Below are 22,814 nucleotides of genomic sequence, written 5' to 3'. Positions count from 1 at the left end.
GTATCGAATGGCTGCAAATACTAGGGATTTATCATCGCCCCGGCAATAGTTGCTATGGTTTCAGGCTTGCCCGTTATTCAGGCGCACCGTTTCTTCACTCATATCTGCACGACTCAGTAACTGTAGCCAATCCCGGTATTGCAACCGAACTTCAACTACCGTGTCTCCGGTTTCCCGATATTCTTCGCTGAGCACCGAGCCCGCTTCGTGCAAGAGCGCCCGGAGCTTACCGTCAGCAGGTCCAAGCAAAACAAAGTGATGGACAACGTCTTCAGCCAAGCGCTCCACGATGGCATCGTAAAGGCCATCCAGACCTTCGCCGGTCACTGCAGAGACCCAAGCTCGCACGGGCACGCCGTCTTCATTGCGCTCCACCCGTGGCGTGAAATTGTCTAGCAGGTCTATTTTATTGAACACCTGCAGCACCGGTATCTCATCGGCACCGATTTCTGCCAAAACTTCTTCAACCTGCTCGATGTTTTCATCGCGCCGACTGTCGTGGCTGTCCACAATGTGGAGCAAAATGGTTGCTTCAGTGGTTTCTTCCAAGGTTGCCCGGAACGCTTCAACGAGCTTATGGGGCAAATGCCTGATGAAGCCTACGGTATCCGCCATTACGACCGGCCCGATGTCTGGAAGTTCCAGCCGTCGGATGGTCGGATCCAGCGTCGCGAACAACTTGTCTGCAGCGTATACGGACGACGTTGTAATTCGGTTGAACAGCGTCGACTTACCCGCGTTGGTGTAGCCAACCAGAGATACCGTAGGGATATCAGCACGTTTACGTGCTCGGCGGCCCTGATTACGCTGTTTGCGCACCTTTTCGAGCCGCTTATGAATAGACTTGATGCGCTCGCGCAGAAGCCTGCGGTCTGTTTCGAGCTGAGTTTCACCCGGGCCGCGCAGGCCAATACCACCTTTCTGCCGCTCAAGGTGAGTCCAGCCTCGCACCAACCGTGTGGACATATGCTCCAACTGGGCCAGCTCTACCTGCAACTTACCCTCGTGTGTGCGAGCACGCTGGGCAAATATATCCAAAATAACGCCGGTGCGGTCCAGAACACGACATTTGAGCTCGCGCTCAATATTTCGTTCCTGACTTGGGCTCAGGGAATGGTTGAAAAGAACAACATCCGCTTCGTGCAGCGTTACAGCATCACGGATTTCTTCAAGCTTGCCCTCTCCAACGAACAGTCTGGGGCTTGGCTGCTTGCGAGATCCGGCTACCGTTCCAACTGCTTCAACTCCAGCAGAGGCCACCAGCTCCCGGAATTCATCCGGATCTTCAGAGCCGTCGTGGGACGAGAAATCGATGTGGACGAGTATCGCTCGTTCACCAACATCAGGGCGTTCAAACAATGGGCATCAACTCCACAACAGTCAGTTCATTAACGTTATAAAAAACAAACACCCGCGGCCATCAGAACCCAGAGGCTCGTCAGGAACGCGGGTGGCAAAACCGGAAACCCGGGCAAATCAGTCTTCAGGCTCATCCTCTCCAGCAGGGTTCTGCTGAGGAATGCGAACATTCCGGGCAGGAACAACGGTGGAGATTGCGTGCTTGTAGACCATCTGGCTGACAGTATTTTTCAGCAAAATCACAAATTGGTCAAAAGACTCTACCTGCCCTTGCAGTTTGATGCCGTTAACCAGAAAGATGGATACCGGAATGCGTTCCTTGCGTAAGGCATTGAGGTAAGGGTCTTGTAACGAGTGCCCTTTTGACATGTGTGTTCTCCTGTTTTTAGTAAATGCAGATCGTCATTATTCAGTGCTAAATGTGGTGTGAAGTCTGACTTTTTTCAAGGCTGCATCAGCGATAAAACTATCTTCGCTGTCGAGCCAGTGTAAATCAGTCCACTTTCGGAGCCATGTAAGCTGCCGTTTGGCTAGCTGACGAGTGGCCGCAACTCCCTTGCTTACAAATGCATCATAATCATCTACACCCACCAGATAGTTCCAGGCTTGGCGATAACCGACACAACGCATGGAGGGAAGGTCAGGGTGTAAGTCGCCCCTAGCCATCAGGGCCTGAACTTCGTCCAGAAACCCCGCTTCCAGCATGTTCAGAAAGCGCTGATGTATCCTATCGTGAAGCACTCGCCTCTCCGGAGGCGCCATGGCAAGCTGCATCACAGTATACGGAAGCGATGAAGTTTCGTCTGCCTGCCATTGAGTATAGTAGGTGTAATCCTCAATACCCTGTTGACCCGCGGTTTGGTGCGAGGATTGGCTAGCTTCCGCCTCCCAGAACGCCGAAATGGGCCGACCAGTCAATCTGATAACTTCTAAAGCCCGCAAAAGACGCTGGCGGTTATTCGGGTGTATCAATTTTGCCGCCACCGGATCAGCGGCCCGCAGTTCATCGTAAAGAGCGGGCCAACCAAAATTTCTGGCTTCTGCCTCAAGCGCTTTTCGAAGCTCCGGGCTGGCCGATGGCAACCCAGACATTCCATGCAATAGGGCTTTGAAATACATCATAGTGCCACCCACGAGTAATGGAATACGACCAGCACGGGTAATCCGATCCATTTCAAGCAACGCATCCCTACGAAAATCAGCGGCGGAATAGGTTTCGGCGGGATCACAAATATCAATCAGTCGGTGCGGCGCGCGCGCCAACTCAGCGGCAGTTGGCTTGGCCGTGCCTATATCCATGCCGCGATAGATCATTGCCGAGTCGACACTGATAATCTCGCAGGGCAATTGCTCACACAGCGCCATGGCAAGATCGGTTTTTCCGGAAGCCGTGGGACCCATCAAGAAGATGGCAGGTGGCTTAGTGGCTTGAGGCGTTCTTGATGGCATTGTTGTTGACTCTCCCAAAAGCAGTCTAGCGCCCCCGCAAAAAGAGCTTGTCCAACTCCGCCAATGTGACCAGCGTCCAAGTCGGGCGCCCATGATTGCATTGACCGCTGCGCTCTGTCGCTTCCATGTCCCTAAGTAGTGAGTTCATTTCGGGGATGGTCAACTGGCGGTTTGCCCGCACTGAACCATGGCACGCCATGGTGCCCAGCAGTTCGTGGGTAACTGCTTCAACCCGGTCACTCTGGCCATGTTCAATCAAGTCAGACAACACGTCCCGAACAAGCTGCTCGGTATCGGCTCCCCGCAACAACGCAGGCACCTGCCTGATTGCCAAGGTCTCAGGCCCGATGCGCTCAATTTGCAGTCCTAAATGCTGCAATTCTTCGCTATGGGTTTCAGCTAACGCCGCTTCTTTTTGGCTGACTGCAAGAGACAATGGCACCAGCAGCGGCTGGCTTTTGAGATCCTGCTCTGCCAGTGCGCGCTTCATTCGCTCGTAGGTAATGCGTTCATGGGCCGCATGCATATCGACCACAATCATCCCGGCACTGCTCTGGGCTAGAACGTAAATGCCATGCAACTGAGCAATGGCATACCCCAGAGGTGGCTCTTCGTTACTATCGGCCCCAACAGGATGATCCGACGGTATTACTGCTGCGCCCCCAAACGATGCCGGCTCTTGTCGAGTACTGACGCCACCACCACCAAGGGATTGATAAAACGCCATTTGATCACTGGCTTGCCACTCTTGTTGAGGCGCAGCTTGCCCTCTGAATCCCTCTGAAGGTGAAGGCGCTTGACCACCAAACGAGGGCGCCGTGGGCTGCCCACTCTGAGGGTAGGCTTGTGAAGGTGCTGCCCCTTCAGCCTGCGGCAATCCCTGCTCTACCGTTTCGCGGCCAAAGGACTGGGCTACAGCCCCCCGGAAATGGTCATCGGGACGTACATCAGCCAACGCTTTGTGCAGCGTGCGAAAAATAAAATCGTGCACCAGACGGCCATCACGGAAACGCACTTCGTGCTTGGTTGGATGCACGTTCACATCAACCGTTGCGGGATCAACTTCGAGATATAGAACGAACGCAGGATGGCGATTGTTATACAACACATCGCGATAGGCTTGGCGCACAGCATGAGCAACCAACCGATCGCGGATAACGCGACCGTTTACAAAGAAATACTGAAGGTCAGCCTGACTGCGGGAAAAAGTAGGCAAAGCGACCCACCCCCACAAACGCAAACCTGTGGCTTCTGCGTCAATCACTACCGCATTGTCGATGAACTTTTGCCCACACAAGGCGCCAATCCGGCGCTCCTTATCAAGCATGGACTCAGCTGACCGTAAATTTTGAACAACCTTCTGGTTATGACGCAAGGTAAAGCCCGCATCAAAGCGACTGAGCGCCTGCCGTCGCACGCATTCTTCCACATGGTTGAATTCGGTTTTCTCCGTGCGCAGAAACTTGCGCCGGGCAGGAGTGTTAAAAAATAGGTCTCGCACTTCCACCGTGGTGCCCACGGGGTGTGCGGCAGGTGATATTCGAGCATCCATATCACGCCCTTCAACTTCCACGCGAGAGGCTGCCTCCTGCTGGTCGGTGCGGGAGGTTAGCGTTAAGCGGGAAACCGAGCTGATACTGGCTAGGGCTTCGCCTCTAAACCCGAGCGAAGCCACAGCCTCCAAATCGTCGAGGCTAGCAATTTTGCTTGTAGCGTGGCGGCTGAGCGCCAGCGGCAAGTCGCTTTCGGCAATACCACTGCCGTCATCACGCACACGGATGAGCTTTACACCGCCCTGCTCCACCTCGATCTCAACGCGATCAGCGCCTGCATCGAGTGCGTTTTCAACGAGTTCTTTGACAACAGATGCAGGGCGCTCAACCACCTCACCGGCAGCAATCTGGTTTGCCAGCCGCGGCGAGAGTAATCGGATGGAGGGCATGTTTCGGGACTACCTCTTATTCAGGATGCGGGAATGCGAATGGTTTGCCCTACCATAACACGGTCATCCCTTAGGCCGTTAAATTGCATCAGTTCGCTTACGGTTGTTTGGTTTTCACGCGCCACTTCAGAGAGAGTATCGCCACTTTGAACCCGATACCGGCTAATACGGCCGCCACCTTGGCGGTTCTGCTTCTGCCACGCCAGCAACGTGCCGGGCGGCGGTGTTTTCTGAAAGTAATCATCGATACCCTGCATGATGGCACCAGCGAGCTTGCGTCGGTACCAGTCGGTAGACAGGTTTTTCTCTTCCTGCGGATTGGATATAAAGCCCGCCTCCACAAGAATGGAAGGAATATCTGGCGACTTGAGAACGGCGAATGCCGCCTGCTCCACACCTGGTTTGTGCAAATGCGCCACGCCGTTGAGCTTACCAAGAATTGAACTACCCACACCCAAACTGGCATTGATACTGGCGGTCATGGAGAGGTCAAGCAGCACACCAGCGAGCATGTCGTCGCGACCATCTAGTGACACCCCACCTGTACCGCCGATCAAATCCGAGCGATTTTCACTTTGCGCCAACCAACGAGCTGTTTCACTGGTTGCGCCACGCTGGGAGAGCGCAAATACCGAGGCGCCCTTAGGCTGCGGCGTGCGGAATGCGTCCGCATGCACTGATACAAACAGATCTGCACTGTATTTTCTGGCCAGAATGGTTCGATTTCTCAGGCCGATATAATAATCACCGGTACGCGTAAGCTTAGCGGTATAACCCGGGCGCTTATCAATCATGTCTTTGAGAATGTGAGCCATTTTCAGCACTACGTCTTTTTCACGGGTTCCCCTTGGACCAATAGCGCCGGGGTCTTCACCGCCGTGGCCTGCATCGATGACGACAATAACGTTGCGCTTGCCAGCCGAATTATGAGTCACCGTCGGCTTGGTCGCCTTCTCCAAGCGACTGCCACTTTCATCAATTAGATCGAGAACCAGACGATGACCATACTGCTGGTTGGGTTCTAACTGAAAACTTCTAGGCTTGATATCGCTGGCTAAATCGAGAACCACCCTTAGATCGGTTCCATTGCGTGGCGCACTGCGAATACGGCGAACCGGGCTACCAGACAAATCAAGCTTATCGAGGTCAGCTTTCAAGCGGGTGTTTTTGAGGTCAATCACCAAGCGCGAAGGATTACTCAACGCAAACATGTTGTGATCCACCTTGCCGGCGGTATCCAACACCAAACGGGTATGATCCGGGGCTGGCCAGATGCGAATACCCTCCACCTGAGCACCTGCTTGCGCCTGTACGGAGGCCAACAGCAACCACGCGGACGCCAGAGCCGCCACTATATTCATCGTCAGCTTGTGTTTTTTCATACAGCTTGCCTGTTTGTGCAGTTTAGGCCAGTTAATGCTCCGGCCCGATCAATTCCAACTCGTTCAACAGTGACGCACCAAACTCCGATCGCACCCGGATGACCGCCGACCGACCGTCGCCCTGATGCTCTAAATGTACTTCGAGATCCGGGCTTGGCAGCAATCCCTCGCCGCGTTCCGGCCACTCGATAAGACAAATACTCTGGCCATTGAAATAGTCACGAATGCCCATGTACTCCAATTCTTCTGGGTCGCCCAACCGATATAAATCAAAGTGATAGGTCGGCGGGACCAAGTCTTCGTAGGGCTCAACCAACGTATAGGTCGGGCTTTTTACAGCGCCCTCATGCCCAAGGGCCCGAATAACACCACGGCTGAGTGTGGTTTTCCCCATTCCGAGGTCGCCCTCGAGGAATATGGTCAGACCTTCACCCGATTCTTTTACCAAACGGGCCAGTTCACTGCCCAGCTTTTCGGTCTCTTCTTCACCCTCCAGAAACAACCTGCGTTCGTTCCCGAAAATGCTCATTCTTCCTCCTCGCGGCGGCCAGTGATTGACTCCGCCTCCCGGAAAACCTGTGGCAATGCATCAATCACGTCAGTGGCGATGAGCCCCATATAGCCTTTTTCAATGGATGCCCTGCTCGCAGCCTCGAGATGCACAACCGCGCCCAGTGTGGCGGCCCGAGCGGGTGACCCAATAATTTGGGCATAGACAGCGCCAATGATTCCCGAGAGCACATCGCCCATGCCTCCCGTTGCCATACCCGGGTTGCTGCCACCGGCAATATCCACCGTCGTCTCGCCAGCGGATATAACCGTCCCTGCCCCCTTGAGCAAGACTGCGCCCCCGTATAGGGACTGCAACTTATTCGCGGCAGCCAGACGATCCGCTTCAATCTCCGGCACAAGGCAATTTAGTAGTCTGGCAGCCTCCCCCGGATGAGGTGTCAAAATTTGATTATTGGCTGGTACAGCTACCCGAGATGAAAGCAGGTTTAAAGCATCCGCATCCAACACACGTGGCTTGCCGCTCTCCACTACCTGCTGCAGCATTTGCTGCCCCCAAGCGCTCTGACCTATTCCAGGTCCACACACAACAACCGTTGCGGCATCCAGCAGCGAGGGCAGTTCCGAGCCGTGAGTTAACCCGTGAACCATCACCGAAGGACAGCGTGCCAATGCGGCGGTTACATGCTCAGGGCGTGTTGCCAGAGACACCAATCCTGCACCAGAGCGCGCAGCCGCTTCTGCAGCGAGCAAGCCCGCACCACCAAAACCACGATCACCTGCGACGACCAAAACATGGCCAAAACGGCCTTTATGGGCGTTTGCAGGGCGCCGGGGTAGCGACCCCTGAACAGACTTCCAACTTTGGAGCATGGCTATCGGGCGTTCACCGTTCTCGCCACTATCAGCAATACCAGCAATATCGCCAGCCTTTATGGCAGTGCTCAATGATTCAAACACTATATCGCCACACGCTGCCGCACCGTGCCCGGTATACAACCCAGCCTTGTGGCCAATAAACGTAACGGTCACGCTGGCCTGCACTACCTCGCCCTTGGCTGCGCCTGTCGTCGCGTTCAGCCCGGAGGGCACATCAACTGCTAACGTAGGAAGCCCCGAGCGATTACAACGTGCTATTACACTGGCAAACGGCTCTCTTGGGGCACCGGAAGCCCCTGTCCCGAGCATGGCATCCACAATTAACTCGGCGCTTTCAACCAACGAATCCAGCCCGGGCTCACTGATATCGGCCAACTCCCGAACCTCTACCCCATCGGCAACCGCCTTCTGCCAAGCTTTGCGGGCATCTCCGTTCAGTTTCTCTGTCGGGGCAACCGCAACACAGTGCACAGCCAACCCGTGCCGAAGCGCATTGGCCGCTATCAGGTAGCCATCACCACCGTTATTGCCTGCACCACAAAGAACCAGCAGAGACTCAATGCCGGGCCAGCGCAATACTAGCCTGCGAAATGCCGCACGGGCGGCAGACTGCATCAAATCAAATCCATCGACACCGAGCTGCTCGATCACATACTGATCGATACGACGCACAGAATCGGCGGAAAACAGCGCATCTGGTAAACTGCCTCCAGCATGCTGTGGCATGAGCCTTTGCTCCCGTTACAGAAACCGGTTTAAGAAAATTGGCCAGCTATTTGTAAAGCATAGCAAAACCATGGAAAAGGTCATAACTTAATCAAATTAAATATCTGTACCCCCAGCTCGGGCATGGCGGGTACACCGATGGTACTTATGAGCACACCCAAAACAGACATGTCTTCGCCATCAGAACTGGCTGATTTGCCTAAACTTATCCGGCAGTGGGCCAAAGAGCTCGGGTTTTCTGATGCTGGAATAACAACGGCAGATACCGGCGAACATGCCCAGCGACTTCAAGACTGGCTTGACCGAGGCTATCAAGGAGAGATGGAGTACATGGCTCACCACGGGGATAAGCGCTATACACCCACCTCGCTGGTGCCCGGAACAACCCGAGTCATTTCTGTACGCATGGATTACATGCCCACACCAGACAGCCCTAAAGAAGCGCTTACTAACCGGGAAGGCGCCTATATCACGCGTTATGCCCTAGGCCGCGACTACCACAAGCTGATCCGGAAGCGGCTGGCGACTCTGGCAAAAAAGATTGACGATGTGGTGAGTGGATATGACCATCGCGCCTTTGTGGACAGTGCCCCAGTGCTGGAGCGTGCACTCGCGCAACGAGCGGGGCTGGGCTGGATTGGCAAGAACAATATGCTGATCCACCCGAAAGCCGGGTCGTTCTTTTTTCTCGGGGAAATATTCACCAGCGCCCCCTTGCCGGTGGATCCTGCCTTTGAAACCGATCACTGTGGCAGTTGCTCTGCCTGCCTGGATATGTGCCCGACCGATGCGTTCGTGGGCGCTCGTTTACTTGATGCACGGCGCTGTATCAGCTATTTGACAATTGAGCTTAAGGGCAGCATTCCGGAAGAGTTGCGCGCGCCTATGGGCAATAGGGTGTTTGGTTGTGATGACTGCCAATTGGTGTGCCCCTGGCAGAAGTTCAAGAAGCCGACTCAGGAAGATGACTTTCAACCACGGCATGGCCTGAACAATAGTTCGTTGGCGGAGCTGTTTCTATGGACGGAGGAGCAGTTTCTGAAGCGCACAGAGGGTTCGGCTATTCGCCGTACGGGGTACGAGGGCTGGCTGCGCAATCTGGCGGTAGGGCTGGGCAACGCGCCTTCGACGATTCCGGTTATTGAAGCCCTTAAGCAGCGCGCGGATCATCCTTCGGAGATGGTCCGCGAGCATGTTCAGTGGGCGCTGGCCCGGCACGGTTTATAGCTTGAAGAAGTGTTCACGGTAGTGGCGCAGTTCGTTGATGGAGTCGCGGATGTCGTCCAGTGCCAGGTGGCTGCCCTGCTTTTTTACGCCTTCTAGTACATCCGGGCGCCAGCGGCGGGCCAGTTCTTTTACGGTGGATACATCCAGATTGCGGTAGTGGAAGAAGTCTTCCAGTTCTGGCATGTATTTCACGAGGAAGCGGCGATCTTGGCCTATGCTGTTGCCGCATAGAGGGGATTGACCTTTTTCCATGTGTTCTTTGAGGAAGGCGATGGTTTGCTGCTCGGCTTCGGCTTCTGAAATTTTGCTTTCGCGGACGCGTTTGGTTAGGCCGCTTTCGCCGTGGGTGCGGGTGCACCATTCATCCATGGCTTCGAGCAGGCTGTCGGGTTGGTGAATGGCGAGAACCGGGCCTTCGGCTATGAGGTTTAGTTCGGAGTCGGTGATGATGGTGGCCATTTCTATGATGCGTTCTTTTTCTGGATCAAGGCCGGTCATTTCCAGATCAATCCATACTAGGTGGGTGCCTGCTGACATTCTTTTTTCCTCAAACATCGGTGGAAGGCAGGGCTGTTAATTGCTATCCGGGAACCGCTACAAGCACATCCATGTGCGCTTGTCGTCGGCCATCCTTGGCCGCCGGCATTCCCGGATAGCAATTAACAGCCCTGCCCTGTAGCTCGGCGTTATACCGTTAATAGCTAGTGATGCAGTATGATGGCACAGCATCGTCACAACTTTCATCCGTGTTAACTGAGACCTTATGGCAAAACGGCAACTGAACAAGCAACAGCAATTCCGGATCAAGAAGATTCAGGAGGAGCGCGCGGCCCGTGCAGCTCGTAAAGAAAAGTCAGTTCAGGCGCAGGCCGATGCCGGAGAGCTTGGGCCGGAGCAGGAAGGGCTGATTATTGCCCACTACGGCCAACAACTGGATGTGGAAGCGCTGGAGGGTGACCGCAAGGGTGATGTTGTGCGGTGCTTTGTTCGGGCGAATATCGATAGTCTAGTAACGGGTGATCGGGTTGTTTGGCGGCCGGGCAAGAATGAAACCGGTGTGATTGTCGCTCGGTGTGAGCGCGACAATTTGCTGCAAAGGCCGGACAACTTTGGCGCTGTGAAGCCGGTGGCGGCGAATATTGATCACATTATTTTGGTGATCGCGCCGGAGCCTGAGCCCCATGATAATTTGATTGACCGGTATTTGGTGGCTTCTGAGATCACGGATATTCCAGCTGTCATTTTGTTGAACAAGACGGATCTGATTACGGATCAAAATAGACCGCACATTGATGCCCTGCTCGCACGTTACGCAGCATTAGGTTATGAGATTGTGCGTACGTCTGCGGTGCAGTTCGATGGAAAGCCTTCGCCGGAGGTTGAGGCCTTGGTGAAGGATAAAACCAGTGCATTTGTGGGACAGTCGGGGGTTGGTAAGTCGTCGATTATTCAAACGTTGATGCCAGATGAGGCGATTCGTGTGGGCGCGGTTTCCGAGAGCACGGGCAAGGGTGTTCATACCACTACCACTGCGAAGCTTTTTCACTTGCCAATGGGCGGTGATTTGATTGATTCACCGGGTATTCGGGAGTTTGGTCTCTGGCACATGACGCCACAGGAGATTGAGTACGGGTTTCGTGAGATTCGTGAGGTGATCGGTTATTGCAAGTTCCGCAACTGCAGGCATATGGGCGACCCGGGTTGTGCCATTGATGCAGCAGCAGAAGCGGGCACGTTAAGCCCGGAGAGACGGCGTAGTTTTCATCGTATTCTTCAGGACATGGCTGAACAGCAGTCGCGGGGTTTGAAAGTCGACTGATATGTTATTGTCGGGCGGTCTACCAGTTTAGTTCGCCCGGCGCCGGTTCTTCTTTTTCTTTCAGCCAGTCACCACTTTCCAGATTATCCATGGCTTTTTTCTGATCTTCTTCTGATGGAGCCGTGAGGTCTATGAGAGGCGCGCCTTTGGCGCTGGCACTGGTGTGAATGCTGCTGATGGTCTTTTTGTTGAGCACGATAATAGAAATTCGGCGGTTTACAGGTGCCGTTGGCTCGTCTTGATCAAACAGAACCGAGTCGCTGAGCCCGACTACCCGGGCGATTTGTTGGGAGCGCACACCTCCGGCAACCAACGCACGGCGAGCTGTGTTAGCGCGATCTGCTGAGAGTTCCCAATTGGTATAGCCAGGGCGGCCGCCAAAAGGTGTGGCGTCTGTATGGCCGGTGAGGCTGAGCTTGTTATCAACGGACCCCAGCGTTTTCGCCAATTCAAAAAGAATTTCCTGTGAGTAGTATTTCAGCTCGGCCCGGCCGCTATCGAACATGGGGCGATTTGAGCGATCGACAATCTGAATCCTCAGTCCCTCATCAGTAATGTCAATCAGCAGCTGATCTTTGAATTCTTGCAGCGTTTGGTTTTCTTCAATCCGTTGCTTTAACTCTTGAAATAACTCTTCCATCCGGCGTTGTTCGAGGGTTTCGGACAACGTATCAACCACCTCATCCGCAATCACTATGGGGTTTGGGTCGATATCCGTGCTGGCCTCGCTGACGACAGACGCGCTGCCTTCAAGATCGACCGGATTTGGCGAACCACCTTCAGTGAAGCCCACAGGATCTTTAAAATAGCCTTCTACGGCTTTCTTTTGTTCAGGGGATGCGGTTGCGGTTAGCCAGAGCACCAAAAAAAACGCCATCATCGCCGTTGCAAAATCGGCAAACGCAACCTTCCACGAGCCACCGTGATGGCCCGCCGCAATGACTTTTTTGCGTTTTATGATTATCGGCTGCTGTTCCACAAGACTGCTCCGAATTCAAGCTACACTATTTTGAGCGCACGTGATCGTTCAATTCCTGAAAGTCAGGGCGCTTGTCTGTGGGTAAAGCTTTCCGGCCAAACTCTATGGCCATTTGAGGTGCCTGCCCTGATACCGTCGCAACAATGGCGGATTTAACGCACTCGTAAGCTTTGAGCTCATATTTTGCAGCGTGCTCCATGGCAATAGAAGTTGGCCCAACAAAGCCATAGCCCATCCAGATGCCGAGGAAGGTGCCCACCAGCGCAGCCGCCACACTCAAACCAATACGCTCTGGCCCTTCGCTTAGGAAATTCATAGTGATAACAATGCCCAATACTGCCGCCACAATGCCAAGTCCTGGCAGGGCATCCGCAATCTTATTCACGGCATGGGCCGGTTCTTCAAGTTCGTGTTGGCGGCTATCAATTTCGTTTTCCATCATGCCCTCCAACTCGTGGGTAGCCAAGTTACCGGCACTGATAATCCTCAGGTAATCGGTGATGAAGGAAAGCAATTCCTTTGATTTCATAATTGCCGGATAGCGGCTGAAAATTTGGCTGGATTCGGGGTTATCAATGTCTTCTTCAATGGACATAACACCTTGTTTACGAGACTTATCGAAGATCTCATAGAGCATGCTGAGCAAATCCATGTAATAGGATTTGTTGAACGGGGAGCCAGTGAGAAGGCGTAAAATACCGGAAAACACTTCTTTGACCGTATGCAGCGGGTTGGCAATGATAAAAGAGCCGAGGGCCGCGCCAAAAATAATGAGCAGTTCTGTCGGCTGCCACAACACCATTAAGCTGCCGCCGTGAAGGACGTACCCACCCAGAACACTGGCAATAACAATCACTGAACCAATAATAAGTAGCATGGGAAGAATGTAAGCCTTTTATCTTGAGGTGTCGCCCAGCGCCGGTAAAAATGGCACTTTTTATGGCTTGATAATAGCAAGCCCGCGCAGTATCCGCGAAGCCATGCAACAATTTCTATACATACGGTCGCCTGCGCAACACTCTTGCGACACTATTTGTTAAACTTCGCGCCTTTGAGCACATAGGATCGCATTCAAATGTTCGACAAGCTGTTTATTCTGAGCCAGTACGTTACTCCGCAACTTGCGGTTTCTCGCGCCGCTGGTCGTCTTGCAGACAATGACCGCAATCCTGCGCTCAAAAATCGGGTTATCAAGTGGTTTGTGAAACGGTACGGCGTAGATATGAGTGAGGCGGCGGAGTCTGACCCTACGGTTTACCCTAGTTTTAATGCTTTTTTTACGCGAGCACTCAAGCCGGGTATTCGCCCTATTGCCGAAGGGGACGATGTTTTTGCTAGCCCCGTTGATGGTGCTATCAGCCAGATTGGTCAGGTGGCTGGTGGTCGTATTTTTCAGGCTAAGGGGCAGTCTTTCAGCCTGTTAGAGTTGCTCGGTGGGGACACCCAGCGAGCGGCGACTTTTTCGGACGGCGAGTTTTCGACTATTTATCTTTCGCCAAAGGACTACCATCGTATTCATATGCCTATGGCTGGCACTCTTCGGGAGATGATTTATGTTCCCGGCAAGTTGTTTTCGGTGAATCCGGTCACGGCGGAAAATGTGCCTAATCTGTTCGCTCGCAATGAGCGGGTTGTTTGTATTTTTGATACGGCTGCCGGGCCTATGGCATTAGTGCTTGTGGGTGCAATGATTGTAGGTAGTGTTGAGACGCCTTGGGCGGGGGTTGTGGCGCCCAATAGCAGTGGTGTGAAGGCGATTAGCTATGAGGGTGAGAGTGCTATTTCGTTTGCCAAAGGTGAGGAGATGGGGCGTTTTCGGCTGGGCTCTACGGTAGTGATGGTGATGCCCAAGGGTAGTGTTCGCTGGGATGCCAATCAGGTAGCTGGGAAGGTTGTTCGCATGGGTGAGGCATTTGGGAAGCTTTCACGCTCGCTCTAACGGGAATGCCAGCACATCCGAAATATCCCGTGTGCCGATTTTGAGCATCAACAAGCGATCCAACCCTAGGGCAACCCCCGCGCAGTCTGGCAATCCATGCTCTATGGCCGCAAGAAAGGCTTCATCTATATCCATTTGCGGATTGCCATTGGCTTTTCGCAGGCGGTTGTCGGCTTCGAAGCGGGTGCGTTGTTCGTCTCCGTTGGTAAGCTCCCAGTAGCCGTTGCACAGTTCGATGCCATTAATATAAAGCTCGAAGCGGTGGGCTACGTCGAAGCCGTCTACGTTGGAGATTTTTGCCAAAGAGGCTTGGGAGGCTGGGTATTGGTTTATGAATACCGGGGTTTCAGTGCCGAGGTTGGGTTCAACGGCGAAGCTCATCAGCAAATCGAGGCAGCCGTCGCGGCTGAGGTTTTGTAATTGTTCAGGTTGAAGCCACTCTCGGCACCGTTGGTGCAGGTCGCTCTTTGTGATTACAAAGGGGTCGATGCCAGCCCAGTCGATCATCGCCTGACGGTAACTTGTTGCCTTTGGTCGAGGGCATTCGAGCCAACCGCACACTAGGTCGGCCACTTCTGTCATCAAGGTCTTGTCGTCAAACCCGGTACGATACCATTCCAACATGGAGAATTCGGGGTTGTGGCGGCTGCCGCGCTCGCCGTTTCGGAAGACTTTTGAAATTTGATAGATGGATTCCGAACCTGCAGCCAGCAAGCGCTTCATGTGGTATTCAGGAGAGGTTTGCAGCCAGCCCCCTTTGATACCCTGAGCATCCAGTTGCGCATATATGCCATCAAGGTTGGGCTCGGTCACGCCGCAGCGGCCCAGTATTGGGGTTTCTACTTCCATTACGCCTCGTTGCGCAAAAAAGCCGCGCACAAAGGCTAATTGTTGTGCGCGGCTTTTCAGGGCTGACCGTGAGGCAGTGGGCTGCCAGTCAGGCTGGTTTTTCATATTGGGATCAGTTTTTTACCCGGTTCATGTATTCACCAGAGCGTGTATCAACTTTGAGCACTTCGCCAATGGTAATAAATAAAGGGACGCTTACAACTGCACCGGTAGATAGGGTTGCAGGCTTGGAGCCGCCCTGTGCAGTATCGCCTTTCATTCCGGGGTCGGTTTCAACCACTTCCAGCTCGACAAAATTTGGTGGTGTGATGGTCAGAGGTGCACCGTTGTATAGGGTGACGGTGTAAACATCCTGCTCTTTGAGCCATTTGATGGTATCGCCAACGGCTTTTGCATCTGCGGCATATTGCTCGAAGGAGCCGTCGGTGAGCATGAAGTGCCAAAACTCTCCGTCTGTGTAGAGATATTCCATATCCTGCTCGATAACGTCTGCTGCTTCGAGACTTTCGCCGGACTTGAAGGTACGCTCCCACACGCGGTTGCTCATCAAGTTGCGCAGTCGAACGCGGTTGAAAGCTTGGCCTTTGCCCGGCTTTACAATCTCGTTCTCAAGGATAATACAGGGGTCGCCGTCTAGTAGTACTTTAAGACCGCCACGAAATTCGTTGGTAGAATATGAAGCCATGAAATGTCCACCTGCCAAAATGCTGTTTAAAATTCAAAGGCCGCTATGATACAGCGAACCCCTGCCTCTATAGAAGCCCGGCTTTCGGGCGATGATAACCGGAGCTGGCAACAGCTGCTTTCCGATTCGATAACCTCACCGCAAGAATTGCTGGCGCGGCTGGATTTGCCTGCTGGCAAATGGCTGGCTGGGGCTGAGGCGGGGCACCAGCTGTTCCAAATCAGGGTTCCCGAGCCGTTTCTTGCGCGAATGGAGAAAGGCAACCCCGCAGACCCTCTGTTGCGGCAAGTGCTGCCCCTCCACGCAGAAGTGAATACGGCAGAGGGTTTTGTTGTCGATCCGCTTCATGAAGACGGCGCCATTCAGACCACCGGCTTGATCCGGAAGTATCGCAGTCGCGCTCTTCTTATGGTTACGGGCCAGTGTGCCATCAACTGTCGTTACTGTTTTCGTCGGCACTTTCCTTACGACGAACAGCGCCTGAGCCCGGCCGACCGACAGCGTGTGCTGGATTCTCTAATGGCAAGCCCGGAAATCAACGAAGTCATATTCAGTGGCGGCGACCCTCTAGCGGTTAACGATCAGCTGCTGTCCCAGTGGTCTTCAGCCATCAGCAGCATTCCACATATCCGACGCATCCGCCTGCACACTCGTTTGCCTGTGGTCATTCCGCAACGTGTGTGTGATGCATTGCTAAAGTGGATCAGCAACACGCCGGTGCAGGTTGTCATGGTGCTGCACATCAACCACCCCGCAGAAATCGACCAAGAAACGCGTCGCGCTTTAAGCTACCTGCATGCAGCGGGCGTAACTCTATTGAATCAGAGTGTGATTCTCAGAGGTGTCAACGATGATGCGGAGGTACTTGAAAACCTGAGTGAAGCTCTGTTTGATGCAGGTGTTATGCCCTACTACCTCCACGCATTTGATCCCGTGGCTGGCGCACATCATTTCGATGTCTCAGATGAAGAAGCCAAGCTGTTGGTTCAGGATTTACTTTCCAGGCTCCCGGGTTTTTTGGTTCCAAGGCTGGTTCGGGAAGTTCCCGGAAAACCTTCAAAAACGCCGATAGACCTTTTTTCGACTCACCCTTAACGACCGCCTTGAAAAGTTGGCCTCAGTTCACATGTCAAACATTGTCAACATGTGAATTTCTCGCTTTCTTGCACTAGTTTGCTACTTTAAAGTCGAGTAACGTCTATTTTGTAAAAATATGTATTTGCGGCATTTTCCCGATAAACTGGCGTATCCACGCATTTATTGCCGTGCTCGCCGAGGGAATCCGTATACACAACATTGTCCTGACGGTGGCGCATTTTCATGGAAGGCACGATCCTTAAACCTGATCTCCGTGTTCCCGAGCAAAAAACGGCAAGCCTGTCGTTTTGCGATACAACGCCCAAGGCCTTTAAGGCCTGGACGGAACAGCTTCCCATGGCCAATATCGGCGAAGTATCGCGTCAGCTCTATCACGCAATCATCGAGCTCAACCACCTGTTTCTTGCGCCGCAACACCGCCTTCAGTTTCTTGAACTGATTCGTGAAAAAATTCACTTCGTTTGTAACGAGCTCTCACGCCATTATTTGGGACTCGCGGTTGCCTTGCCCGAGAAGCAACGCAAAATTGCCAATCTCTCTCAGGCACTGCAACTGCACCTTTCCAGTGGCTATAAACTGTGCATTTTAGAGGCACTGGAAGACGGAGGTCTGGACAAGAACCGAAAACTGATCGCCATTGCCATTCACCGGGCTATATCTGAGCTTGCATCAACTATTTTACGTTCACACCAGCTTTATTGCCCTAGCCCAGCCTTAAGTTGGCTTGAGTGCCACCGCATGTTCCGGTTTGCCCATCGAAATAAGCTTTCCGGCTCGACAGTAGAGGACGCATCTCTAAAGCAAAGGCAGTCCTCTACTATCGCAGACAGCTATAAACGCCTTTTGCTACTTGGCTGCGCCAGACCCAACCAGCTTAGGCAAACCGACCTGTTACAAGCATACGAACTGTTCGAGTCCTGGACGGAGCATTCACGCTGCGGTCCGGATGTCGGTGACGACAGTCTCTTTGTTGTAAACATGGAGCGGGACAACTCACCGGTTTACAGAAGTTTGTTGGATCACAAGCCCGGCGATGAGAGCTTTGGTTTCGACACCAGAGAACTGGCTAATATGATTTCCGAGCATCTTGATGCACGGCTTCGTAAGCAACCCCTGCCGGAAACACTGAAAATAGGCGGCAATGTTAACGAAACACTGCTTACCCACTTGAGTCAGGCCTTAGGTATTTTGGCCACAAGAAACTTCAACCGAATTGCCAGCCATGGCACCCTTGAGGTGTGTGTAGGTCTCACAGCAGCGCACTACTTCATTTCCGGAGAAAAGTCGTTTACGGAATTTGTAACAGGCAATGATAACGGCCCTGAAGGTGAGGAGAACCTATTCATTCGCTCATCCCGCAAACGCGAAGACGCATGGGGAGGTGCCCCCGATGCGGCGCCGACCGACGAGCATTTGCACGCAGCCGACACGCCCATCAACTTCCGTGGCAGCTTCGGAAACACACCCGCACCTGCGAACGATAAAAATCGACCCAAATCACACTCCACGCTGCTGGTAAACACCAGCCCGGGCGGCTATTGCGTTTCCTGGGAGGCAAGTGTTCCACCCTCCATGCAAACAGGCGAAATTTTGGGAGTGCGGGAGCAACGCTCACATCCATGGAGCCTTGCCGTCGTGCGCTGGATTCGACAAGTGAAAAATCACGGAACCCAGATTGGTATAGAACTGTTGGCTCCCAGTGCATCCCCCTGCGGCGTGCGCCTTATTCAAAAGGTTGGGCAAAGTAGCGAATACTTGCGCGGGCTTTTACTTCCGGAGATCAGCGTGGTTAATCAGGCCGCAACCCTGATTACGCCCCGGCTTCCGTTCCAGCCTGGCAGCCGAATCTCTATGCTGCATGATGGCCGGGAGGAACAAGGCCAATTGACTACGAAAGTATCCTCTACCGGTAGCATCAGTCAGTTTGAGCTCAAGCTTCAGAAAAATGTTACTGCCGCAGCGTCAGCCAGCACATCATCACCAGCAAGCGCATCATCGCCTGCTAGCACCAGTGAAGATGATTTTGATTCATTGTGGCCTTCCCTGTAATTGTCTCCGGTTGATATATGTAAATCCGCCGGAGGCTTGTTATTAAGCCTCAACCCCTGCATCATTCAGCGATAGTGACAGTCCGGTTTAGCAGCACGAGTCCACAGTTTCTAACAAGATTCTGAATCTATGGCAGAGCATCACTCTGCCGTGGCCGGCCCAGACAACCTGTATGACGAGACGCCTTAGGAATGCAGAAAAAGAACGCGACCGTACACCTCCTGATTCTCGACCCTTCGCAAAACGACGCCGAATCTCTGATTAGCTTATTAAGAAACTCTGGTAAAGCCACAAGGGCCCACCGGATTACTTCCGAAGAAGATATGGAAGAAGCGCTTAAAAGCGGCAACTGGGATTTGCTCCTTGCCCGGGATGTAGAGCAAGAGTTCACGGCCGATGAAGCGTTAGCCACCATAAAGCGCATGGACAAAGACATCCCCTGCCTGTTTTTAACGGCAGAGGAAAGTCGCGAGAGAACCGTAGCCGTAATGAAGGCTGGTGCACAGGGAACTGTACAGTTCGAACACAGCGATCTTCTGATTCTCAAAGTCAAACGTGAACTGACCGCGCTTGAAGACCGCAGGCGCAAACGCGCGCTGGAATCGCACCTACGCGAAGCAGAACAGCGGTGCCAACTACTTCTGGAAAGCTCAAAGGACGCCATCGCCTATATCAATGACGGCATGCACATCTATGCCAACCAGTCCTATATGGAGTTTTTGGGCTACGACGATATCGACGACTTGATCTGCATTCCCGTTCTGGACACCCTCACAACGGAAAGCCAGAACGAGTACAGAGCATTTATGAAAGCTTTCTCAGAAAAAGGCGAAGACGGCATGACCATTAACTGCACAGCAAAGCGCAGTGATGATCATGAGCTAGCCGTAACTATGTCTGTGTCTGCGGCAACCTATGATGGAGAGGCCTGCACCCAAATTGTTCTCCAGCCTGAGCATAGCGATGCAGAGCTTGAAGAGAAACTGCGGGAGATCAGCAGTCAGGACCTGCTCACCGGCCTTTACAACCGCCAATACCTGATGAAAGAGCTCGAGCAGGCGATTGCAAAGGCAGGTAAGGACAATGAAACCGGCGCGTTGGCATACATCGCTCTTGACAGTTTCATGGCCATGAAAGGTCAAGTAGGTATTTCCGGCGCAGATCTCTTGTTGGGCGATTTGGCCAGTCTTCTGAAAAATGAGGCGGGAGATGACTTAATGCTCGCACGTCTCAGCGATGATGCTTTTGGACTACTCTGCCTTCCCTGTGATGAAAAATCCATGAGCAGCCGTTGTGAACAAATTCGCAAAGCTGTTGATGAGCACCTATTCGATATTAATGGTCGCACCGTTCCGCTAACCGTCAGTATTGGCATTGCCTCCATCACAGAAAACTCACCGAAAGCAGAAGAGCTTCTAGCTCGGGCGCACGTTGCATCTTCAGAAGTACGTAAACAGGAAGGCCAATCTCAGGGTAATGGAATCCGCATTTACAACCCTGCAGATTATGAAACTCTGGATGAAAGTAACTCTATTGAGGCGATACAGAAGGCGCTGGATGATAACCGCTTCAAGCTTCTATTCCAGCCCATCATAAACCTGCGTGGTGAAGGCGAAGAACACTACGAAGCCTTCGTAAGAATGCTCGATAAGGATGATAAAGAAGTCTCACCTTACGATTTTCTTCCACCGATGGGGCCAAGCGATACCGCCATGAAGATTGATCGCTGGGTCATCTTGCAAACGATAAAACAGCTAGCTGGTCACCGCTCCAGAGGCAACGACACCCACATGTTCCTCAACGTGACAGCTGAAACTCTACAAGACAAAACCTTTACGCCGTGGCTCAGTGTGGCACTGAAAGCAGCTCGCCTGCCCGGTGATTCGCTTATTTTCCAAATTCGCGAAGGCGATGCGACTAACTACATGAAACAGGCAAAAGAGTTTACAAAGGCCCTGCACCAGCTTCATTGCAAAGTGTCTATTGCCCAGTTCGGTTGCGCGCTGAATCCGTTCAACACTCTGAAACACATTGATGCGGATTATGTGAAGATAGATGGCTCCTTTACGGAGGAAATCCAAAAGAGTGACGAAGCCAAGGAGCAGGTAAAGGAAATGGTAACCAGCCTGCAAAGCGCGGGCAAACTCACTATTATTCCGCTCGTAGAGAATGCCAGCATACTTGCCACTCTCTGGCAGGCCGGTGTGAACTACATACAGGGCTACTACCTCCAGGCACCAGTTCCCGAGATGAACTACGACTTTGGCGATAACTGAGACTAAAAAACGCCGGTTCAGAAACCGGCGTTCAGATTGCTGACAAACCCCGGTTTTTTCCGGGGTTTGTTGCGTTTGGGCGTTTTAAATTCAGCTGGCGACGGGTCTAGTCCAGTATTCCTGATGAAATTGCCAATCGGCCAGATAAGCCAATTTCCGGCCCCATTTCGGAATTTGGCTCTGCAAGCCAGGTACTCCAAGGGATTTGAGCCATAAAAGACGCGCGAGGATCTGCGCGATCTTCTTCATATTCTGGGCAGCGGCGGCCAACAGGCACTGTTCACGCACCTTCGAGAGCCCTCGCAGGCGAGCGTAACGATGGCCATGCAACTGTTTGGCATCGGCGAACGACCGCTCCACGGTTTCCTGTCGTCGTTTGTAGAGCGCCTTGCCCCACGGGGTTAACCGGTAACTATCCGTTCGGTCTTTGCTGTCCTGCCAGACATGCCGGGTAAGTACTTTGACGTGGTTAGCGCTGCGCGTGCATTGGCTTAACTGTGGGCAGTTTCTGCAGTGAGCCGGATTGGACTTGTACTCACGGTAGCCCAGTCGATTGGTCGTGGCGTAGATCAGTTGCTGACCTTGCGGGCAGCAATACGTATTCGTTTCAGCGTCATAGGTGAAGGCCCGCTTTGGGAGATAACCCTTGGGCTTGTTTGGTCGCCGGTAACCCATGACCCCATAGATGCCCCGGTCTTTCAGGCCCTTGCAGATACCTGCCATGTAGTAACCCGCATCCAGGCCCACACCCCAGACATCGAAGCCAAATCGTTCACATTGTCGATCGAGCCGATCGAGGTAGGGGCGGCTGTCATGGAGGTTGGCCGGTGTGGCGTAGCTGTCGGTGATGATGGCGTTGCGGCCATCGACGGTGCGGTGATCCAGGTAGAAGAAGCCCTTGGGCTTGCCTTCCCGAACCATATAGCCACTGTCCGGATCGGTACGGCTGATCTTGATGTCTTTGGTCTTGGCTGGCTGCTCGGACAGCTTCGTTTTCAAGGGCTTTTTACCCTGGGTTTTGCGATCGCCTTCGATGGCATCTTCCAGACTGTCCAGGTAGGCCGCCACTTTCGCCTCCGCCTGCTTCAGATCGTACTTGTTCTTGTTGGCGTTGGCCTTGAGGTGCGTGCTGTCGGTGTACAACACTTCGCCGCCTACGAGGCCATAGCCCATGGCCTGGAGCACGATCTCATCAAAGATGTCCTGATAGATGGTGCTATCTTGGAACCGCCGCCGGCGGTTCTGGCTAAGAGTAGAGGCATCCGGAATCTTGTCAGTCAGGTTAAAACGCAAGAACCAACGATACGCCACGTTAACCTGTATCTCCCTCACCAGCTGACGCTCACTTCGAATACCGAACAGATAGCCGAGAAACAGTATTTTGAACAGCACCACGGGATCGAGTGCCAGCCGGCCATTGTTCGAGCAGTACAAATGCCGAACCCGATCGCGAATAAATTCGAAATCGATGTACTGATCAATGTTGCGAAGAAGGTGGTTGTCGGGGACTAGCGATTCGAGACTGACCATCTCGAGTTCGTGTTGTTGCGGGGACGGCTCTTTGAGCATGGGGCAGCCTCTGAAAAGTCGATACCCCAATTACAACAAACCCCCGCCGAAATGGCGAGGGTTTGTCAGCAGTCTGA

Annotated in this window: 19 protein-coding genes; 6 read left to right on the top strand and 13 right to left on the bottom strand. The window is 53.1% G+C overall.

Features of this window, described 5'->3' with window-relative positions:
• Positions 1–60: 60 nt before the first annotated feature.
• From hflX to MWU62_RS10060, 7 genes are all read right to left on the bottom strand, one after another.
• Positions 61–1,359 (bottom strand): ribosome rescue GTPase HflX, encoded by a 1,299-nt coding sequence (hflX, locus tag MWU62_RS10090; RefSeq protein WP_247114728.1) that lies wholly within the window; start codon positions 1,357–1,359, stop codon positions 61–63.
• Positions 1,360–1,476: 117 nt separating this feature from the next.
• Positions 1,477–1,728 (bottom strand): RNA chaperone Hfq, encoded by a 252-nt coding sequence (hfq, locus tag MWU62_RS10085; protein WP_071264098.1) that lies wholly within the window; start codon positions 1,726–1,728, stop codon positions 1,477–1,479.
• A gap of 36 nt (positions 1,729–1,764) precedes the next feature.
• On the bottom strand, positions 1,765–2,808 hold the full coding sequence (miaA, locus tag MWU62_RS10080; protein ID WP_247114727.1) for a tRNA (adenosine(37)-N6)-dimethylallyltransferase MiaA: 1,044 nt from the start codon (positions 2,806–2,808) through the stop codon (positions 1,765–1,767).
• Positions 2,809–2,833: 25 nt separating this feature from the next.
• Positions 2,834–4,750, bottom strand: coding sequence for a DNA mismatch repair endonuclease MutL (mutL, locus tag MWU62_RS10075; RefSeq protein WP_247114726.1), 1,917 nt, complete (start codon positions 4,748–4,750; stop codon positions 2,834–2,836).
• A 20-nt stretch (positions 4,751–4,770) separates the two neighbouring features.
• On the bottom strand, positions 4,771–6,111 hold the full coding sequence (locus tag MWU62_RS10070) for an N-acetylmuramoyl-L-alanine amidase (RefSeq protein ID WP_247114962.1): 1,341 nt from the start codon (positions 6,109–6,111) through the stop codon (positions 4,771–4,773).
• A 52-nt stretch (positions 6,112–6,163) separates the two neighbouring features.
• Positions 6,164–6,661 carry a tRNA (adenosine(37)-N6)-threonylcarbamoyltransferase complex ATPase subunit type 1 TsaE gene (tsaE, locus tag MWU62_RS10065; protein WP_247114725.1) on the bottom strand — a complete coding sequence of 166 codons (498 nt, stop codon included), beginning with the start codon at positions 6,659–6,661 and terminating at the stop codon, positions 6,164–6,166.
• Complete coding sequence (locus tag MWU62_RS10060; protein ID WP_247114724.1) at positions 6,658–8,247, bottom strand: NAD(P)H-hydrate dehydratase; 1,590 nt, start codon at positions 8,245–8,247, stop codon at positions 6,658–6,660. Before MWU62_RS10060 ends, tsaE begins: the two co-directional genes overlap by 4 nt.
• 147 nt (positions 8,248–8,394) lie before the next feature.
• Between MWU62_RS10060 and queG the strand changes: the two genes are divergently transcribed.
• Positions 8,395–9,474, top strand: coding sequence for a tRNA epoxyqueuosine(34) reductase QueG (gene queG / locus MWU62_RS10055; protein WP_247114723.1), 1,080 nt, complete (start codon positions 8,395–8,397; stop codon positions 9,472–9,474).
• Here queG and orn read toward each other — a convergent pair.
• On the bottom strand, positions 9,469–10,011 hold the full coding sequence (orn, locus tag MWU62_RS10050) for an oligoribonuclease (protein ID WP_247114722.1): 543 nt from the start codon (positions 10,009–10,011) through the stop codon (positions 9,469–9,471). The two genes, queG and orn, sit on opposite strands and share 6 nt — an antisense overlap.
• Before the next feature lie 226 nt (positions 10,012–10,237).
• Here orn and rsgA point away from each other — a divergent pair, with 226 nt between their 5' ends.
• Positions 10,238–11,293: a small ribosomal subunit biogenesis GTPase RsgA gene (rsgA, locus tag MWU62_RS10045; protein WP_247114721.1), complete on the top strand. Its 1,056-nt coding sequence runs from the start codon at positions 10,238–10,240 to the stop codon at positions 11,291–11,293.
• Positions 11,294–11,312: 19 nt separating this feature from the next.
• Here the strand turns inward: rsgA and motB are convergent, their stop codons facing one another.
• Both motB and motA read right to left on the bottom strand, forming a co-directional pair.
• Positions 11,313–12,272, bottom strand: a complete 960-nt coding sequence (gene motB, locus MWU62_RS10040; protein ID WP_247114720.1) for a flagellar motor protein MotB — start codon at positions 12,270–12,272, stop codon at positions 11,313–11,315.
• Positions 12,273–12,297: 25 nt separating this feature from the next.
• Entirely contained in the window at positions 12,298–13,149 is an 852-nt protein-coding gene (motA, locus tag MWU62_RS10035; RefSeq protein ID WP_247114719.1) for a flagellar motor stator protein MotA, read from the bottom strand.
• Between the two features lie 198 nt (positions 13,150–13,347).
• Between motA and asd the strand changes: the two genes are divergently transcribed.
• The gene (asd, locus tag MWU62_RS10030) at positions 13,348–14,211 is read left to right on the top strand and encodes an archaetidylserine decarboxylase (protein WP_247114718.1); all 864 of its coding nucleotides are present in this window, start codon (positions 13,348–13,350) and stop codon (positions 14,209–14,211) included.
• Here asd and epmA read toward each other — a convergent pair.
• Both epmA and efp read right to left on the bottom strand, forming a co-directional pair.
• A complete protein-coding gene (gene epmA, locus MWU62_RS10025; protein ID WP_247114717.1) occupies positions 14,197–15,165 on the bottom strand; it encodes an EF-P lysine aminoacylase EpmA in 969 nt (322 codons plus the stop codon). The two genes, asd and epmA, sit on opposite strands and share 15 nt — an antisense overlap.
• Positions 15,166–15,172: 7 nt before the next feature.
• Positions 15,173–15,745, bottom strand: a complete 573-nt coding sequence (efp, locus tag MWU62_RS10020; protein ID WP_200365186.1) for an elongation factor P — start codon at positions 15,743–15,745, stop codon at positions 15,173–15,175.
• 45 nt (positions 15,746–15,790) lie between these two features.
• Between efp and epmB the strand changes: the two genes are divergently transcribed.
• From epmB to MWU62_RS10005, 3 genes are all read left to right on the top strand, one after another.
• Complete coding sequence (gene epmB / locus MWU62_RS10015; protein WP_247114716.1) at positions 15,791–16,840, top strand: EF-P beta-lysylation protein EpmB; 1,050 nt, start codon at positions 15,791–15,793, stop codon at positions 16,838–16,840.
• A gap of 225 nt (positions 16,841–17,065) precedes the next feature.
• Positions 17,066–18,892: a GTPase gene (locus tag MWU62_RS10010; RefSeq protein ID WP_247114715.1), complete on the top strand. Its 1,827-nt coding sequence runs from the start codon at positions 17,066–17,068 to the stop codon at positions 18,890–18,892.
• 191 nt (positions 18,893–19,083) lie between these two features.
• On the top strand, positions 19,084–21,168 hold the full coding sequence (locus tag MWU62_RS10005; RefSeq protein ID WP_247114714.1) for an EAL domain-containing protein: 2,085 nt from the start codon (positions 19,084–19,086) through the stop codon (positions 21,166–21,168).
• Between the two features lie 90 nt (positions 21,169–21,258).
• On the opposite strand, the gene MWU62_RS10000 is transcribed toward MWU62_RS10005, so the two are convergent.
• Entirely contained in the window at positions 21,259–22,737 is a 1,479-nt protein-coding gene (locus MWU62_RS10000; protein ID WP_247113316.1) for an IS1182 family transposase, read from the bottom strand.
• Between the last annotated feature and the right edge of the window lie 77 nt (positions 22,738–22,814).

The organism is Marinobacter sp. S6332 (assembly GCF_023016045.1).
Lineage (GTDB): Bacteria > Pseudomonadota > Gammaproteobacteria > Pseudomonadales > Oleiphilaceae > Marinobacter.
Note: the sequence above shows the minus strand (reverse complement) of the source record. Positions and strands in the feature narration are given on the sequence as shown.

Coding starts and splice junctions, on each gene's coding strand:
- queG (WP_247114723.1), top strand. CDS start 8,395: ATGAGCACACCCAAAACAGACATGTCTTCGCCATCAGAACTGGCTGAT.
- MWU62_RS10060 (WP_247114724.1), bottom strand. CDS start 8,247: ATGCCACAGCATGCTGGAGGCAGTTTACCAGATGCGCTGTTTTCCGCC.
- MWU62_RS10010 (WP_247114715.1), top strand. CDS start 17,066: ATGGAAGGCACGATCCTTAAACCTGATCTCCGTGTTCCCGAGCAAAAA.
- miaA (WP_247114727.1), bottom strand. CDS start 2,808: ATGCCATCAAGAACGCCTCAAGCCACTAAGCCACCTGCCATCTTCTTG.
- motA (WP_247114719.1), bottom strand. CDS start 13,149: ATGCTACTTATTATTGGTTCAGTGATTGTTATTGCCAGTGTTCTGGGT.
- epmB (WP_247114716.1), top strand. CDS start 15,791: ATGATACAGCGAACCCCTGCCTCTATAGAAGCCCGGCTTTCGGGCGAT.
- MWU62_RS10070 (WP_247114962.1), bottom strand. CDS start 6,111: ATGAATATAGTGGCGGCTCTGGCGTCCGCGTGGTTGCTGTTGGCCTCC.
- asd (WP_247114718.1), top strand. CDS start 13,348: ATGTTCGACAAGCTGTTTATTCTGAGCCAGTACGTTACTCCGCAACTT.
- hfq (WP_071264098.1), bottom strand. CDS start 1,728: ATGTCAAAAGGGCACTCGTTACAAGACCCTTACCTCAATGCCTTACGC.
- efp (WP_200365186.1), bottom strand. CDS start 15,745: ATGGCTTCATATTCTACCAACGAATTTCGTGGCGGTCTTAAAGTACTA.
- rsgA (WP_247114721.1), top strand. CDS start 10,238: ATGGCAAAACGGCAACTGAACAAGCAACAGCAATTCCGGATCAAGAAG.
- orn (WP_247114722.1), bottom strand. CDS start 10,011: ATGTCAGCAGGCACCCACCTAGTATGGATTGATCTGGAAATGACCGGC.
- MWU62_RS10000 (WP_247113316.1), bottom strand. CDS start 22,737: ATGCTCAAAGAGCCGTCCCCGCAACAACACGAACTCGAGATGGTCAGT.
- epmA (WP_247114717.1), bottom strand. CDS start 15,165: ATGAAAAACCAGCCTGACTGGCAGCCCACTGCCTCACGGTCAGCCCTG.
- MWU62_RS10005 (WP_247114714.1), top strand. CDS start 19,084: ATGCAGAAAAAGAACGCGACCGTACACCTCCTGATTCTCGACCCTTCG.
- mutL (WP_247114726.1), bottom strand. CDS start 4,750: ATGCCCTCCATCCGATTACTCTCGCCGCGGCTGGCAAACCAGATTGCT.
- tsaE (WP_247114725.1), bottom strand. CDS start 6,661: ATGAGCATTTTCGGGAACGAACGCAGGTTGTTTCTGGAGGGTGAAGAA.